The 15,823-nt window shown below is 28.7% G+C and carries 17 protein-coding genes; 12 read left to right on the top strand and 5 right to left on the bottom strand.

What is annotated here, in order from left to right; translation table 11 throughout:
• Positions 1-53 precede the first annotated feature (53 nt).
• Genes BEE63_RS13265 through BEE63_RS13275 form a run of 3 tightly spaced genes read left to right on the top strand, consistent with a single transcriptional unit; the run spans position 54 to position 2,999 of the window.
• Positions 54-1,190 carry an ABC transporter permease gene (locus tag BEE63_RS13265; protein WP_066023233.1) on the top strand — a complete coding sequence of 379 codons (1,137 nt, stop codon included), beginning with the start codon at positions 54-56 and terminating at the stop codon, positions 1,188-1,190.
• A gap of 10 nt (positions 1,191-1,200) precedes the next feature.
• A complete protein-coding gene (locus BEE63_RS13270) occupies positions 1,201-1,884 on the top strand; it encodes an ABC transporter ATP-binding protein (protein WP_066021840.1) in 684 nt (227 codons plus the stop codon).
• Positions 1,884-2,999, top strand: a complete 1,116-nt coding sequence (locus BEE63_RS13275; protein WP_066021841.1) for an ABC transporter permease — start codon at positions 1,884-1,886, stop codon at positions 2,997-2,999. The genes BEE63_RS13270 and BEE63_RS13275 overlap by 1 nt, the downstream gene beginning before the upstream one ends.
• Before the next feature lie 4 nt (positions 3,000-3,003).
• Here BEE63_RS13275 and BEE63_RS13280 read toward each other — a convergent pair whose 3' ends face one another.
• Together BEE63_RS13280 and BEE63_RS13285 are read right to left on the bottom strand one after the other, a co-directional pair.
• Entirely contained in the window at positions 3,004-3,633 is a 630-nt protein-coding gene (locus tag BEE63_RS13280) for a TetR/AcrR family transcriptional regulator (protein WP_066021842.1), read from the bottom strand.
• Positions 3,634-3,668: 35 nt separating this feature from the next.
• Positions 3,669-4,424 (bottom strand): alpha/beta fold hydrolase, encoded by a 756-nt coding sequence (locus BEE63_RS13285; RefSeq protein ID WP_066021843.1) that lies wholly within the window; start codon positions 4,422-4,424, stop codon positions 3,669-3,671.
• A gap of 235 nt (positions 4,425-4,659) precedes the next feature.
• Here BEE63_RS13285 and BEE63_RS13290 point away from each other — a divergent pair, with 235 nt between their 5' ends.
• The 5 genes from BEE63_RS13290 (at position 4,660) to BEE63_RS13310 (ending at position 8,339) form a co-directional block, all read left to right on the top strand.
• A complete protein-coding gene (locus BEE63_RS13290) occupies positions 4,660-5,496 on the top strand; it encodes a CPBP family intramembrane glutamic endopeptidase (protein WP_066021844.1) in 837 nt (278 codons plus the stop codon).
• Positions 5,474-6,085: a CPBP family intramembrane glutamic endopeptidase gene (locus BEE63_RS13295; protein WP_157797113.1), complete on the top strand. Its 612-nt coding sequence runs from the start codon at positions 5,474-5,476 to the stop codon at positions 6,083-6,085. The genes BEE63_RS13290 and BEE63_RS13295 overlap by 23 nt, the downstream gene beginning before the upstream one ends.
• 17 nt (positions 6,086-6,102) lie before the next feature.
• On the top strand, positions 6,103-6,333 hold the full coding sequence (locus BEE63_RS13300) for a hypothetical protein (protein WP_066021846.1): 231 nt from the start codon (positions 6,103-6,105) through the stop codon (positions 6,331-6,333).
• Positions 6,334-6,502: 169 nt separating this feature from the next.
• Positions 6,503-7,168 carry a CPBP family intramembrane glutamic endopeptidase gene (locus BEE63_RS13305; protein WP_066021847.1) on the top strand — a complete coding sequence of 222 codons (666 nt, stop codon included), beginning with the start codon at positions 6,503-6,505 and terminating at the stop codon, positions 7,166-7,168.
• 1 nt (position 7,169) lies between these two features.
• Positions 7,170-8,339, top strand: coding sequence for a metallophosphoesterase (locus BEE63_RS13310; protein ID WP_081312549.1), 1,170 nt, complete (start codon positions 7,170-7,172; stop codon positions 8,337-8,339).
• Positions 8,340-8,984: 645 nt separating this feature from the next.
• Here the strand turns inward: BEE63_RS13310 and BEE63_RS13320 are convergent.
• The 3 genes from BEE63_RS13320 to BEE63_RS13330 all read right to left on the bottom strand — a co-directional run bounded on the left by BEE63_RS13320 (position 8,985) and on the right by BEE63_RS13330 (position 11,550).
• Entirely contained in the window at positions 8,985-9,599 is a 615-nt protein-coding gene (locus BEE63_RS13320; protein WP_081312550.1) for a methyltransferase family protein, read from the bottom strand.
• A 144-nt stretch (positions 9,600-9,743) separates the two neighbouring features.
• Positions 9,744-10,382, bottom strand: a complete 639-nt coding sequence (locus BEE63_RS13325) for a response regulator transcription factor (RefSeq protein WP_066021849.1) — start codon at positions 10,380-10,382, stop codon at positions 9,744-9,746.
• Positions 10,383-10,398: 16 nt separating this feature from the next.
• Positions 10,399-11,550 (bottom strand): sensor histidine kinase, encoded by a 1,152-nt coding sequence (locus tag BEE63_RS13330; RefSeq protein WP_066021850.1) that lies wholly within the window; start codon positions 11,548-11,550, stop codon positions 10,399-10,401.
• 198 nt (positions 11,551-11,748) lie between these two features.
• Between BEE63_RS13330 and BEE63_RS13335 the strand changes: the two genes are divergently transcribed.
• From BEE63_RS13335 to BEE63_RS13350, 4 genes are all read left to right on the top strand, one after another.
• Entirely contained in the window at positions 11,749-12,321 is a 573-nt protein-coding gene (locus BEE63_RS13335) for a biotin transporter BioY (protein ID WP_066021851.1), read from the top strand.
• A gap of 692 nt (positions 12,322-13,013) precedes the next feature.
• Positions 13,014-13,916, top strand: coding sequence for an ABC transporter ATP-binding protein (locus BEE63_RS13340; RefSeq protein WP_066021852.1), 903 nt, complete (start codon positions 13,014-13,016; stop codon positions 13,914-13,916).
• Positions 13,917-13,930: 14 nt separating this feature from the next.
• Positions 13,931-14,932 carry an ABC transporter permease gene (locus BEE63_RS13345; protein WP_066021853.1) on the top strand — a complete coding sequence of 334 codons (1,002 nt, stop codon included), beginning with the start codon at positions 13,931-13,933 and terminating at the stop codon, positions 14,930-14,932.
• Between the two features lie 12 nt (positions 14,933-14,944).
• Positions 14,945-15,739, top strand: a complete 795-nt coding sequence (locus BEE63_RS13350; protein ID WP_066021854.1) for an SGNH/GDSL hydrolase family protein — start codon at positions 14,945-14,947, stop codon at positions 15,737-15,739.
• Positions 15,740-15,823 lie beyond the last annotated feature (84 nt).

The following is a 15,823-nucleotide window of genomic DNA, read 5'->3' on the forward strand; positions in this document are numbered from 1 at the left end:
TTTAATATAATGATTAAGAAATATGATTTTAATAATCTGGAAGGAATATGCTTATGAAACCATTGTCTGCATTTAATTACAATAGAAATAATAAGATGAAATTTTTAAGTTCAATTGTTTCAGTAGCTGTTGCAGTTGGTTTTTTGTATATGGTAATCACTTTTGTTAAAAGTACGGATAATTCAATTTATAGAGCCATTTTGAATTTTAAAGATTATTCTATATGTATTCCGTATTCAAAGTCAAAAGGAATTCCTAAAAATATATTATATAAAATACAAAGTGATAAAAATGTGGATAAAATAATACCGATGCAAAAGTATGATATAAGATATGTTATTCCATATGAAGATTCATCTACAAAGATTCTAGCCATGAGAAATGATGATATGAATTATTTTATAGTTAAAGCTCATGATAATATAATGAGTGGAAGGCTTCCGAAAGATGGCAAAAATGAAATTGCAGTTCACTATGATGAAGCAAAAAATCAGAAAATTAAAGTTGGAGATATAGTTGGAAAGAAAACAAAACTTCTTAATGATATTGATGGTGATTATAAAGTAGTCGGTATAATAGGTGGGGAAAACTTAATATCTTTGATGTCAGCTAATGAAGATTCTATGCCTAATTATGAAAATAATGAAAAGTCAAATACAGATGGATTTATTATTGTGCCTAAAAGTGGACATATAAATGAAATGAATAAATTTATTGAAAAGATTTCGGGAAAACAAGTGGAAGTATATACTTTAAATAATTTGAAGGATCAATTTGATAAAGCAGAAAATAATTTGGGTATGTTTAATATCTTTATTATAGCTTCAATCTTTCTAATGGTAGTTACGGTTGGAAGCTCTAGGTGTATACAATTTTTAAATAGAAAAGAAGAACTTGGAATACTAAATGCAATAGGTTACAGCAAAAGAAAAATTTTAAAAAGATCTTTAATTGAGGTTTTAGAGACAAATGCATTGTCCTATATTTTAGGATTGATTTTTGGAATTGGTATGAGTCTTTTATGGAAAAAATATGTATTTGAGGCATCTGGTGCAGTTGGGATTGTATTTAATTTAGAAGCATTTGTAATAGCACTTTATATACCGCTGTTTACGGCACTTTTTACTATAGTACCTATAAATGTAATGATAAGCAGGCTTGATCCAATTAATATGATTGAAGAGAATTAGGGGTGAAAAAATGAGTTTAAAGATGGAAAATGTGAATCTTGTTTATGATATGGGAAAGGAACTTCAAACTTATGCCCTTAAAAATATAACTATTTCGCTTAAAGGTAACAGAATGATTGGAATTATGGGACCATCAGGCAGTGGAAAGAGCTCACTTTTATATACTTTGGCTGGATTAAAATGCCCAACTTCTGGAAAAGCTTATTACAATGAAATAGATTATAGTAAAATTTCTCCTGATGAAAATGCTGAACTTAGAAAAAAAAATTTTGGATTTATTTTTCAAAAACACTTTTTAATTGATTATATGACAGTGCTTCAGAATGTTTTGACACCTATAAATGATGATAGTAATGAAGCAAAAATGAAAGCGATAACTATACTGGATAAGCTTGACATACTGCATTTGTCAGGAAAAAAACCTCATCAGCTCTCAGTAGGACAAAAGCAGAAGGTTGCAATTGCAAGAGCATTTATAGGGGAACCTAAAGTTATATTTGCAGACGAGCCTACAGCGGCTTTAGATCATGAAAATGCACTTAAGGTTATGGATTTTTTTGAGGAATATAGAAATAAAAAGATGATTATAATAGTAACTCATGATAAATCTATACTTAAGAATGCAGATAGTATAGTAAATATGTTTGATGGTTCAGTAACTTCTATTGAAACCGGAGAGGGGATAGAAGATTAATGAAACCTTTAGGTGCTGCGAACTATTTAAAAAACAATTTAAAAAAAATTTTACCACAGTTTATATGTGTTGTATTAAGCGTGTATTTTATATATTTAATTTCAGTTTTATTTTACAGCAGTATACACGGTTCTAACTCATGTGGACTGAATTTGGTTGAAAAGGGCATTATGGTAAAAGCGAGAGCTAAAGAATATATTCCTAAAAGTTTAATCAGTACTGTTGAAAACGATAAGGATGTAGGCAGAATAATACCAGTAGTAGGTGATATAGGTTACTTTGGGTATACATCTATTTTTATGAGCAATACAGGAATCACTTTTAATGTTTTTAAGGAAGATGTAAAAAGTACTGTTAGCTTATTTCATATGAAGCTTATAAAGGGAAGAATGCCACGTGGAGACAGCAATGAAATAATTATTCCACTTAATTTTGCTAAGCAGAATAAGATAGCTGTTGGGGATTATCTTGGAAAAAATACAAACTCAAATATTTATCTTAATGATGATTATAAAGTAGTTGGAATAATGGATGGTCCATGTAATATTATAATTACGTCTAACACTGAGAATATAGGGATGAGTAGAAGTGAGGCATTAAAGCATAGTTTTATCTGCTCTCTAAATAGTGAAAAACAGAGCAATATAAGTAAAAAACTTAAGAGTATAAATGGAGACGATATAACTTTTTATGACTATGAAAGTTTAAAAAAACAGATTTATGGTATGTATAACAGTGTAAATGTTTTAAAAATTATTTTAGATGGACTTATTATTTTTGTATTGTGTATTTCAATTGTACATATAAATTTTGTTGTATATTCAAATAGGAAAAGAGAGTTCTCTACTTTAAATTTGATTGGATATAAGAAAATTGAAATTTACAAGAAAATATTTAAGGAAAATGCTGTGCTTAATTTAGTTGCATTTTGCGTGGGAACTTTGGTAGCAGCACTTACAATGGAAATTTTAAATATAATTATATGGGAACCTAAGGGAGAATATGCTATTGTTTTTAAATTAGAGTACTTTTTTACGGCTTTTTTAGTTCCACTATTTGTTTTGATAGTTAATATGATTATGCCTATAAAGCAAATTAAAAGTTTAAGAAAATAATATATTATTTGTAAAAGACTTTCTTTAAAATTTCAATGTATTCTTTTAATTCCTGGAATCTATTGTTTAAGCTGCTTAAACCTTTATCTTTGCCCAAAGAAGGATCATTAATATATTTCTCTCTTGATATAGTATTTATAGCTGAGAGTATTATTTGTATTGATTTATGTATATCTACATCATCTCTAAATTTTGATAAATCTAAACCATCAAAGGTCAAAAATAGACCCTTTGAATAAAGTGCATTAAAACGTTCTGTAATTTCAAGTTTTAATTCGTCAGGAGTATTTACATAGGCGTTTATAAAAAATTTATACACATCAGGATTTTTATAAGATATTTTTATTTTAAGTTCAGTCCAGTCAAGTATTCTTTTAAAAAGGTCAGGACTATTTTCTCCCATTTCGTCTATTAAGTAATTTACATAATAATTTGTAATATAATCTAAAATGTACAAAAACAAATTTTTTTTATTTCCAAAATAGTTGAATAAAGCTCCCTTAGATATTCCTGATTTTTTTACTATAGTATTTGTTGAAGCACTGCTGTAGGCATTTTGGCCAAATTCTTTAACACATATATCAATGATTTTTTCTTTCTTTTCATCTGGTAATTTTTCAAAAGCTTCGTACAAGATTAGATCACTCCTAATTGGTTATTTTCTAAAGGTTATTGATTTGTACTCTCAAAGAAATGCTTTAGCAAATCAATATATTTATCTGTATGAATTAAACTAATTTCTCCATGACCATATTTCTCTAGGATTTTCAAAGAGCTACCTTTTACAGTATTATGCAGTAGCTTTGCAGACTTTTTCATAATTGATAGTTCCCTTTCGCCAACCAATATTAATGTTTTTGCTTTTGTATTGCATAAGGTTTGAGGCATTGGATAATTACCATTACTTTTTGTCATATTGATTAGAGAGTGTTTTGTCATTCGTGAACTGTCCTTATAGTAAGATTCAAATAATTCTTCAGGTACATTTAATGTTTTAGCTTGCAGCTTTGAATACCATTTTCTTTTGATTAATCCATAACACAGATTGTACATTGGTACAATTAATTTTGTGGAAATTTTCATAGGATAAACTAGAGCACTTTCTATAACAGCATTTTCGGTAATATCACATTCTTCTGATAGTATTTCTACAACAATTTGAGCGCCTATGGAAAGACCGCAAATTGCAAAAACTTTTCCGTTACAATTATTTTTTATATAGCAAATAACCTGTTCTGCCGATTTTTTTATACTTATAAAGGTATTATCCCAATCATCACCATGACCATCGATAATTGGTGTGACAATAAAATAATCTTTTTGCAGTGCTTCAATTTGTGGTTTCAATGACCACCAGGATAGGCCTCCGCCATGAAGAAAGATGATAACTGGATTGTTTTTATTTCCAAATTCTTTGAATATCATATGTAGCCTCCATACATTGCTTTTGACCATATGGTCATTCGGTAATCACATTATATTATATAATGACCATATGGTCAAGAAACTATTAAAGTTATTATAAGTCATATAAATTGTGACTGTGGTAACTTTTTTATTACTTATGCTTTAGATATTATTATAGGTAGGAAGGAAAATTAAAAAGCAAGTGTACTACATAAATAGTACTTACATACAATAAGAATAAGGTGATTTATAAATGAATAAAAATTTTAAAATAGCTTTAATTTCTTTAATTGCAGTTATTTTAGGAATAATTTTAGAGCAGACAATAATTAATTTCTTTAGAATTCATGGTTTAAGTATATTAAATAATCCTGCACTTTCAAATGCTATTTTAGAAATTGTAGTTATGGTTATTCCTTGTTTGATTGTAAAGAAATTTAGTAATCAAAAGCTCAATTTAAGGCTTATAGGAATAACATTTCATGGTCAAATGAAGAATATATTTTTCGGAATGGCCGTTGTTTTTGCAGACATTATGGTTTTATATTTAACCTTTTGGGGAATGAAGTTTATGAGCTTTAAAGGCTTAGGCTTTGAATTTTACACAGGAAGTGAAGTTATAAAGAGTGTGCTTAGTGTTTTTCTTATAGCAATTTTTGCAGGAATTTGTGAGGAGATTTTTTTTAGAGGAGTTTTATTAAATTACTTATCTAAAGCTAAAGGGAATTTATTAGCACTCATATTGAGTTCAATTATTTTTACTATATTTCATACAAGTAGGTATCACGATTTTTTAATGCTAATCAGTGTTTTTATAATGGCAATTGTTCTAGGGTACAGTTTTATATATACTAATTCTTTGTGCTTGGGAATTGGAATCCACTTTGCAGTGGACTTTTTTACTAATTTAGTAAGTCTTAATGAACCAAATCTTTTTATAATAAATTTAAGTAATAAATTAAACTCTTATAGCTTTGAAAAAATTTTTATTTGTGGAATTGTTATTATAATGATTTTTATTTTTATGCTAATTTTTGGGGTGAAAAAGATAAGGGGGGAGAATGAATATGAGCTTAAGGAAACTAGATAAAAATTTTAAAATTGCAATTATGGCACTTGCTTTAACCACAATTGCTGCATGCATATTTGGAGGTTTTACTTTACTTATGAGTAAAACGAAACTCGAATTATTTAACAATGGAACAGTAAATACTTTAATTCTAGAGATAATAGTTACAATTGTACCATGCTTAGTAGTTAAAAAAAATAGTGGTGGAAAATTTAATTTAGAACTTATTTCTATGAAATTTGAAGGAAATAGTTTAAGCGATTTATTTAAAGGTATGGGAATTTCAATACTTATGATTACAACTTTGGTAGTAGTTTTAATGGTTACTAAAATTATAAGCATCAAGGGTCTGGGTTTTGAATTTGCAGCAGTGAATAAGGTGATTTGGTCTATATTTTTAGTTTCTTTAGTTGCAATTTTTGCAGGAATTTGTGAGGAAATATTTTGTAGAGGAATTTTGCTTAATTATTTAGCTAAGTGGAAAGGTGAAATTTTTGCTTTAATAGTAAGCTCTATTATATTTACAGCATTTCATATTACCCGTTATCAAGATATTAATTCTCTCACTAATGTTTTTCTTATGGGAATTATACTTGGAAGGCTTTTATAGTAACAAAATCATTATATATGCCTATTGGACTTCATTTTGCATGGGATTTTTATTTGGATCTTTGGAGTACTGAAAAAGATCCATCGCTATTCATAGTAAATTTAAATAATAAGTTTGGAATTAATTATATTGATAAGATTAACGGATTGGTACAGATTATTATAAAGATTATTGTAATTATAATTTTGATAGCTATTATATATATTAAAAGAAAAAAGCTTGGCAAAGGAAGTGGTATAAACGTATAGCTTAAAAGAGAAGCTAAAAAAGAAACAAATATTATTATTTTTAATTATGACCTTTGTGGGTACCTACTTGTGTTGGGGAACTTTATTATTATCTTCTAAAGGAGTTTTAAGTAAAGGTATATATACAAATAATATGTATTATACTTTTTTCCGTGTGTTAGGGGGAAGTATGCCAAGCATTATGGGTATAGCTACTATAGGATATTTTGGTGGGGTACAAAAAATAAAGCTGCTACTAAAGAAAATTACCAATTGGAGATTTAATGCTATTTTTTATATATTTTCATTGCTACCTTTAACTGCGCAAGCATTTTTAAGTTATTTTATATGTAGTATTATTGGATTTAACATAAAAGTTTTTGTTAATCGTAGTTATGAAGGTTTTAAAACAGATAGTGTTCTAGGTATCCTTGTTCTATTTATAGTAATAATATTATTTGGAGGACCTTTAAATGAGGAATTTGGCTGGAGGGGATTTTTACTTCCAAGGCTTCAAAAGAAATTTCACCCAGTTTATTCAGCTGTAATTGTAGGAGTAGTATGGTCACTCTGGCACCTACCTATGTTTTTTATTTCGGGTACTGGATATGACAATTTTTTAATTTATATGATAGAGACTATAATATTATCTATAGAGATTACTTGGGTTTATAATAAAACTGATGGAAGCTTGTTATTCCCAGTTTTGATTCATGGAATTGATAATACATATGGAGCTGTATTAAATTCTTCTGGAAGAGTACCTGTGCTAACTTATATAGTGGTTATAGTAATTGCTGTTTTTATAGTAATTGATATGTGCAGAAAGACATCAAAAAAGGTGGGAGTGATATGAATTGAAAACAATGTTAATTACAATTGGAAATATTATTTTAGAGCTATTAATACTATTTTTATATACAATGCTGTGGTATTATGTTGGAAAAAAAGGCAGCAGAATATTATTTACTAAAAGGGGAAAAGCAAATTCAAAAATCTATTGGACTGTATTTTGGTTTTTGGCATTTTCATTTATTTTAGCTGCTATAGCAAGAAGTACTATATCTATAAATAATAGATTAACTGAAACTTTGACAGTAATAGGTGCGGTTTCAATAGCTTTGTTCTTTTATCTTATAATATTATTTCCAATGACAGATATAATGAAGTTTATTCTTAACAAACTAGGGTTTAGCGGAAACATGCGAAATTATTTAAGTGTAGTTTATGGTAGAGGAATTTCAATTTTTGCAGTTGTTATAGTTATATTTTGCTTTGGATTCTGGCATGCAAATCATCAATCAGTAACTAACTACAAATTAAATATAAATAAAAAGGCAGGAAATATAAAAACACTTAATGTTGTAATGGTATCTGATGTACATATGGGAATAATGATTAGGGAAAATGGAATTAATAAGATGGTAAATTCCATAAATAAACTTAAGCCAGATATAGTTTTTTTCTGCGGTGATATGGTAGATGAAAGTACACCTACAAGTTTAAAGAAATATTATGGAAGAGAATTTAAAAACATAAAATCAAAATATGGTGTTTATTCCATTACTGGAAATCATGAATATTATTCTGACAATGTGTCTGAAACTATTAAATATATGAAAAAAGCAAATGTTAGGACTTTGCAGGATGAAGCGGTTAAGGTTGATAATAGCTTTTATGTAGTAGGGAGAAATGATTCAGCTAGTGGTAAAAAGCCAAAACCTTTAAAGGATATTTTAAAAGGTAGGAACAAAGCACTGCCGATTATAGAGCTTAACCACAAACCAGTAGCATTAGATGAAGCAGAGAAAAATGGAGTGGATTTGCAGCTCTCAGGTCATACTCATGATGGGCAAGTATTTCCTTTTAATCTTACAACAAATTTAGTTTTTAAAGATGCCTATGGATATTTAAATGAAGGAAACTTCAAATTGATAGTTACATCTGGGTATGGAACCTGGGGGCCTCCTATGAGAATAGGGACAAAAGGGGAGATCGTTGATATTAAGCTTAAATTTGTGAAGTAACAATGCTTCGTCGCGTTAAAAAAATCTTATAAATCGTTCCTTCTAATAGACCTTTGTTTTATTGTTAAAATAGAAAACTGTTTTTTAGGCATTTGAAACAATATGTTTTGAACGGTAGTATACTACCAATCTTTGTGAACATAAAGTTATTCCGTAATAAATTAGAAATGTAGCTTGACTAGTATGCCATATGGAATCAATCATTAAATGAAGTATTGATGATGCAATCCATAATACTATAGTCAGTAAGGTTCCTTGGCGAAATAGAATAGAGCCTTTATACCATAGTTTTACTGTATAGGCTCTCAATGTTCCCATAGCAACTGCTAGGATAAACAAACTTATTAAAATTGATGTTAGTGACATAAAAGTTAAAGTATGAGTATTAAAATAGTTTTTTAGATTTGATAGACCTAATATTATAAGAATTATTGGAAAAATTAATCTCATATCATTACGTACTTGTCTAACTCTAATTTGATTATAAAAGATTATAAATAACACCAATAAACCAATTAGTAGATTACCAATATAATTACTCATTTTTGTTTACCTCCAATGGTATTTTTTAAAGTATTTCTATAGCCATTTGCTATAGAATTTGAAGTTCCAAGTGAAGCACCTTTATTGCAATTTTAAAATGATTTACCATATAAATGGGAATAGACAGTAAGTGTGTTTACAGTAGTCTTCAAATTCTTTATTAAACTGTTTTTTTAATGCTTTTTCTTCAACTTTTATTCTAATTCCATAGCATATTATGCAGATAATTAAGACAACTATAGGTGATAATATATTTCGCAGCGAAAATGCTATACCTAAAAGACTAAGAATGCTTCCAGTATAGGCAGGATTTCTTACGTAATGATAAAATCCTTTTTGTATTAAATGTTGATCAGATGTGGTTTGTACAGATAATGTGAATGCTTTTTTTAGTGTCCAAACAGAGTAAGCACGAATTATCGTACCTGTTATTATTAAGAAGATTCCTATATAGTAAAAGAAATGTGGGAACATAAGATTTTTTATAAATGCATTTACCGCTGAGCCTGTAAAATAATAGCTTATATAAATACTTAGACAGTATCCAAAAATTATTGCCCAAATTGAACCTTTATCAGATTTTTTACTATTTTCTTTGTTTCCAATTGAAGTAAATACCCATATTATAAATTCAGATAAAAACATAAATCCAAGGGCATAAAGATATACCTTGTATTCAAACATATTTGTAAATTTTGTGAAATCAGTAAAATCCAAAATTTTCTCCTCCAATTTCTAATAAATTATTTTTTCTATATTTATAATTTATAGCTAAAACAAAGAATATTAAATGTGCAATAAGTAACATTACACGTAAAAAAATAAGCACATACATTACTTTAGTAACATACGTACTTATAATTAAAGATTATTTTTTAGAAAAAGCGCGGATAATTGAGTTCTTCTTTTCAGATTTAATTTTTTTAAAATTTTTGATATATAATTTTTAACTGTGCCTTCCGAAATAAAGAGGATGTCTGATATTTCATTATTGCTCTTTCCATCAATAACAAGCTTTACAATATCCTTTTCTCTATCTGTTAATAAATCTAAAACTTCAGCTTTATTTGGTTTTGTGTTCCTAGTAGATAAAGCATTTACAAGTTTTGGGGTGACACTTGGATCAAACATCATTTTATTATTAAAGGATTCTTTTATGCTTTTTATAATATAGTCAATTTCGCTGTCCTTAAGTAAATATCCACTGATGCCGCTGTCAATTCCATCAAAAATATAGTCATCCTCATTAAAGGTTGTAAGTATTATTATTTTGACGTTAGGGTAATCTTTTTTTACGAGACTAGAACATTTTATTCCGTCCATTTTTGGCATTCTTACATCCATCAGTATTATATCTACAATATGTTTACTTAAATTTTCAAGAACTTCATATCCATTTGAGGCTTGTGATACTACTTCTATTTCATTATCTAAACTTAATATTTTTTTTAAGCCTTCACGTATTATTGCCTGGTCATCTGCAATCATTACTCTAATCATTTTAAGCCTACCTCCTTTAGTTTCCCTTTATTAAAGCCTCTATAATAAAACCCTTGCCATTAGGGCTTTTAAAGGTTACGCTGCCATTAACACTTTCTATTCTTTCTGTAATTCCATTGAGTCCATGTGATTTAATTATATTTTTACATCCCGTACCATTATTAGTAATAAGTAATTTTATTAATGGTACATTTTTATTCGAAGTTATTGATTCTACAGAAATATTTATTTCATTAGGGTTACCATGTTTTAAACCATTGGTTATTCCTTCTTTTATGGTGGTAAGTAAAACGTTTTTTATATGTACTGATGTATTTTCTATTGATTTATCACAATCGAAATTAATTTTTACTATATCAAGTTCGTTGAATTTGTTTATTATGTTTTTTACTTGCTCATTGAAGCACAAGTTTTCATCTAGCTTTCTTAAATTGTATACTGTATTTCTAAGAGTATCTATGCTTTCTTTTACTAAATCATCTATATCATCAAGTTCTTTATCCATTTTTTGAGTGCCCTTTATAGCTTTTAAATATCTTACATTCATAGAAAGAGCCATGAGTGAATGACCTATGGAGTCGTGAAGCTCCTGGGAAATTCTATTTCTTTCGTTTGAAATTAAAAATTCTTTTTCTTTAAAGGAATATTCTATTAAATTTGAGTTTAGTATTTTAAGTTTATCCCTGTCCCACCTAAGTTTGTGAATTGAAAAATAAGTTATTATAATCAATGCGTAAATTAAAAATAAAAAAGCTATATCATTTATGCTGTTAGAAAAACTTTCTTCTGATAGTGATTTAAAGCAAATTATAAAGGCAAAAATTGAAGCATGAAAAATCAAAAAAATATTTCGACGTTTACTGTTTTTGATATCAAATAAATCGTCGAGTAAAATAAAATAGTATATATTATCGCAGTGACCAAAAATCCAAATTAAACTATATATACATATAGAGATTATAAAAAAAGAATTACTATATTGTTTATCATGATTTTTATTTAATGTAATAAAAGTGTAAATTATGAGAAAAGCATCTAATAAAATTAAAATACTTGAACGTGTACTGATTATTTTAGAATTTGTATAAAGTAGGAAAGCAGTATACATTAAAAAAAGGTATCTTATTTTAGGCTTTACCAAAATCCATAGTGAAATAAGTTTATTCATTGTTAAAATCCTCCTGATATATTGTGTTGAAATTTAAAGTTTAATCAGGTTTATTATTTTAAGTATATAATACTAAATCTTATTTTACAATTTGCACGTGTGTTTATTGACATATTTTGTGCAATCAATTATAATTTTATATTGTAAACTATATAATATACATAGGTTTACAATACAGATTATATTAGGGGGCTCTTTATGAAAATAAAAACGAGAGATATGATTTTAGTAGCGCTATTTGCAGCTTTAACGGTTGTGGGTGGATATATAAGTATACCAGTTGGGAGTGTACCTATATCACTTCAGAGTTTTTTTAGTTTACTTTCTGGATTATTACTTGGACCATATTTAGGGGCATTATCACAATTAATTTATGTAATACTTGGAATTGTAGGTTTGCCAGTGTATGCGGGTGGAACCGGGGGAATTTCATCTGTTTTTCATCCATCCTTTGGATATTTGATTGGATTTATTATAGCACCCATTATAGTTGGTATTATTACAAGGAGCAGCAAAGTGGGAATTTTAAGAGTAGCAGTTGCATGCATTTTAGGAAGCTTATCAATTTATATAATAGGCTTGCCTTATATGTATATAATACTAAGGTATGTTTCAAATGTTAATATAGGTATACTTAAGACTTTTGAAACAGGTTTCTTTATATTTATTCCAGGGGATGCTGTTAAGTGTATAATAGCATCAATTATAGGTGTTAAAATACTTCCTGCCATTAGAAAAATAAGGAGAAGGAACAATGCTTTGGAACATTAAAAAAATCCTATAAATCTAAGGTGAAAAAATCATAAAATCCTAAGATATTTCAATAACTCGCTGAAAAGAAGCTCAGACAAATTGAAATATCTAAGTATTTTATGATTTTTTCATCAAGATTTATTAGAATTTTTTTCAATCGTTCCTTCAGCATTGTTCCTTCTCGTTTGAGGTGGTATAAGGAAAAAATTCCTCCGTGCCTACGGAATTTTGGATGGTAAAATTTATTTAATGATTAGAAATATTGTGCCACTAGAATGTTATGGGACGGCTGATTATTAGGTGTTGACATTGCTGCGCTTGTCAGCATGGTGAGGGAATCAACTTTGATTCGACAGTTAGTTGGGGTAAAGATTAATGATTTTTTCACCAAGATTTATTATTTTTTTTCAGATGCCTTAAATCGTTCCTTCAGCATTGCTCCTTCTCGTTTGAGGCGGTACAAGGAAAAAATTCCTCCGTGCCTATGGAATTCTGGATGGTAAAATTTATTTAATGATTTGAAACATTGTGGGACTAGAAGATTGAGAGAGGGCTGGTACCGAGGTGCTGACATTGCTTCGCTCGTTAATAGGTGAGAGATTTAATTGGAGCAAAGGTTAATAGGTTTTATGCAAATTGTATATGATAGTATTGATATTATATAAAAAATTAATCATAATAAAGGTATGCTATATGATAGGGGGCTTATTATGGAGAGGGAAGTTTTACTAATTAAAGATGTACATAAAACTATACATGGTAGGGAAATTATAAAGGGAATAAGTTTCTCGATAAAAGAAGGAGAGGTTTTAGGTTTTTTAGGACCAAATGGAGCTGGTAAATCTACTACTTTAAGAATGATTGTGGGACTTTCAAGGCCAACTTCAGGTGAAATTGAAATTTGCGGATATTCTGTATTGAACGATTATGTTAAAGCTATGGAAAATGTGGGGTGCATAATAGAAGGACCGGATTTATATGAGTACATGAGTGGAAGAGATAATCTGGAAATGCTTGCGGATATGGATAAGAATGTAACAAAGGAAGATATTGAATATGCAGTTAACTTAGTCAATATGGGGAAAAGCATTAAGGATAAGGTGAGTACGTATTCTCTTGGGATGAAGCAGAGGATGGGATTGGCTCAGGCACTTATGAAAAGACCTAAACTTCTCATTTTAGACGAACCAACAAATGGGCTTGATCCTGCTGGAATAAATGACCTCAGGAATCTCATACAAAAGCTTTCAAAGGAAGAAAAAATATCGGTACTCATTTCAAGTCACCTTATAGCGGAAATTGAACTGATATGTGATAAGGTTTCAATAATAAAGGATGGAAAAGTTCTTAAAAATGCTTTTGTATCAGAAATTCTTAAAACTAAAGAGGTATTCTGGCAGCTTGATAATAATGAAAAGGGAAGAGAAATATTAGAAAAATATTGGAACGTATCAGCTAGAATTAAAGAAGATAAGCTTGAAGCTTCAGTAGACGAAGGAAAATTAATGGAGATAAATAGCTCATTTGTAGATAATGGGCTGAAAATTAAATTTGCCAGCAGCAAGCAGAAAAATCTTGAAGACTTATTTTTAAGCATTACTGGTGATAAGTAGAGGGGGTGATAACTTTGATAAAACTCATAAAAAATGAGCTTATAAAAATGTTATTTAAGAAAAAAATTATTTTGATTATAGCAATTATATTATTAGAAAGCTGTTCATTTGCATATGGAGAAAACAATAGGTATGAAAGAACAGTGAGGAGTTATACTAATACGAATAGCACTGCTAATTATAACTGGAGGCCTACTATAAATCAGCAGATTCAGGATTTACAAAATAAATTAAAGTACAAAAGTGTTAAAAAATCTGATGAAAAATCTATTAATATTCAGATTGAGCAGTATAAATATTATCTTAAAAATAATATGAATCCTGTTACACCAACTTCATCAAAGTTCACCTCTGAAATTATGGGGGAGTCAGTGTCACTACTTTTGCCACTTTTGATAATAATACTATCGGCAGATATTGTGTCTTCGGAATTTTCATATAGGACTATAAAAGTGCTTTTAACAAGGGCAATTCCAAGATGGAAAATACTTTTAAGTAAGTATATAGCACTTATAATAATGTCAGCGCTGGTTGTATTACTAACTGCCCTAATACCATTAGGTGTGTCAGTAATAGCTTTTCACTATAATGGTTTTTTTGAGCCTGTTATAACTGGTTACAAAATTATTGGAGGAAAAGTTGATTCATCCAGTGTTGTAGGGATATATCAGTGGCAGTATTTAATGATTATGTGTGCCTTGAGTTTTTTCATATCTGTAGTTATTGCTTCAATATCATTTATGGTATCAATTTTTGTGAAAAGTACTGCGGCATCAATTGGCATAATGATGGCGGCTTTAATTGGTGGAAATATTTTGAGTGCCTTTTTAGATGACATAGAAGCGGCAAAGTACTTTTTTGTAGTGAATTTAAATTTACCTCAATATCTTACGGGAAAAGCTAGAATAGTATCAGGTATGAATTTCAATTTTTCAATGTTGGTTTTGATTGTATGGACAGTTCTTTCAGTAGTGATAAGTTTCATTGTTTTTAATAAAAAGGATGTACTTGTATAAGGAGGCGAAGGCATGATTAAAAAAATAATGGCGGCTATAGTAACTATATGTGCTGCAATAATTTTTGGAATATCAATATTTGGAATTAAAGAGGCATTGAGTTTAACAACGGCTCCAAGGGACAAGTATATAGCTAAAAGTACAACTAAAACTGCAAGTGTCAATCCATCTAAATTTTTAAGCAATACTTACAATGTATTGGTGATGGGAGATTCACTGGCCAAAGGAACCGGTGATGAAAATGGAAAGGGCTTTGGTGGATACTTTTCTGATTATCTTAAAAGTAAGAAAAATAAAAATGTTAAAACTGACAATATAGCAATTAATGGAGATGTGTCAAATGGTCTTCTTAAAGTAGTGGAGAATAAGGATAACAACGATTTAATAAAAAATGCTAATATTATATTCATATCCATTGGTGGAAATGAGATAAAGGGATTTAGAAGTGAAGGCAGTTTAACAAGTATGGAGGTAAAAAGTGTTGAAAATAATTACTTAAATAATATAAGAAATATATTTAAATTTATAAGAAATAAAAATTCTAAATGTATTGTTATATTTATAGGGCTATATAATCCTTTTGGAACTGAAATTGCTAATGATAAGGTTCAGCTTCTAAATTCCTGGAATTATGATACTCAAAATATTGTTACTAGTGATTCAAATTCTGTTTTTGTTCCCACTTATGATATTTTTCAATATAATACAAAGAAATATCTTACAATAGACAACTTCCATCCTAATAGTTCTGGGTATAAAGCTATAGCCGAGAGGATAGAACAGATACTGGAAAATAAAGTAAATTAACAACGCTTTGGAACATTAAAAAAATTCTATAAATCTAGGCAAAAAAATCATAAAATCCTAAGATATTTCAATAACTCGCTGAAA

This window comes from Clostridium pasteurianum, assembly GCF_001705235.1.
Classification (GTDB): domain Bacteria; phylum Bacillota; class Clostridia; order Clostridiales; family Clostridiaceae; genus Clostridium_S; species Clostridium_S pasteurianum_A.

Excerpts from the sequence above, each read along its gene's own strand:
- BEE63_RS13265 (WP_066023233.1), top strand. The coding sequence starts at position 54 with ATGAAACCATTGTCTGCATTTAATTACAATAGAAATAATAAGATGAAA.
- BEE63_RS13270 (WP_066021840.1), top strand. The coding sequence starts at position 1,201 with ATGAGTTTAAAGATGGAAAATGTGAATCTTGTTTATGATATGGGAAAG.
- BEE63_RS13275 (WP_066021841.1), top strand. The coding sequence starts at position 1,884 with ATGAAACCTTTAGGTGCTGCGAACTATTTAAAAAACAATTTAAAAAAA.
- BEE63_RS13285 (WP_066021843.1), bottom strand. The coding sequence starts at position 4,424 with ATGATATTCAAAGAATTTGGAAATAAAAACAATCCAGTTATCATCTTT.
- BEE63_RS13290 (WP_066021844.1), top strand. The coding sequence starts at position 4,660 with ATGAATAAAAATTTTAAAATAGCTTTAATTTCTTTAATTGCAGTTATT.
- BEE63_RS13295 (WP_157797113.1), top strand. The coding sequence starts at position 5,474 with ATGAGCTTAAGGAAACTAGATAAAAATTTTAAAATTGCAATTATGGCA.
- BEE63_RS13300 (WP_066021846.1), top strand. The coding sequence starts at position 6,103 with ATGCCTATTGGACTTCATTTTGCATGGGATTTTTATTTGGATCTTTGG.
- BEE63_RS13305 (WP_066021847.1), top strand. The coding sequence starts at position 6,503 with ATGCCAAGCATTATGGGTATAGCTACTATAGGATATTTTGGTGGGGTA.
- BEE63_RS13325 (WP_066021849.1), bottom strand. The coding sequence starts at position 10,382 with ATGATTAGAGTAATGATTGCAGATGACCAGGCAATAATACGTGAAGGC.
- BEE63_RS13330 (WP_066021850.1), bottom strand. The coding sequence starts at position 11,550 with ATGAATAAACTTATTTCACTATGGATTTTGGTAAAGCCTAAAATAAGA.
- BEE63_RS13335 (WP_066021851.1), top strand. The coding sequence starts at position 11,749 with ATGAAAATAAAAACGAGAGATATGATTTTAGTAGCGCTATTTGCAGCT.
- BEE63_RS13340 (WP_066021852.1), top strand. The coding sequence starts at position 13,014 with ATGGAGAGGGAAGTTTTACTAATTAAAGATGTACATAAAACTATACAT.
- BEE63_RS13350 (WP_066021854.1), top strand. The coding sequence starts at position 14,945 with ATGATTAAAAAAATAATGGCGGCTATAGTAACTATATGTGCTGCAATA.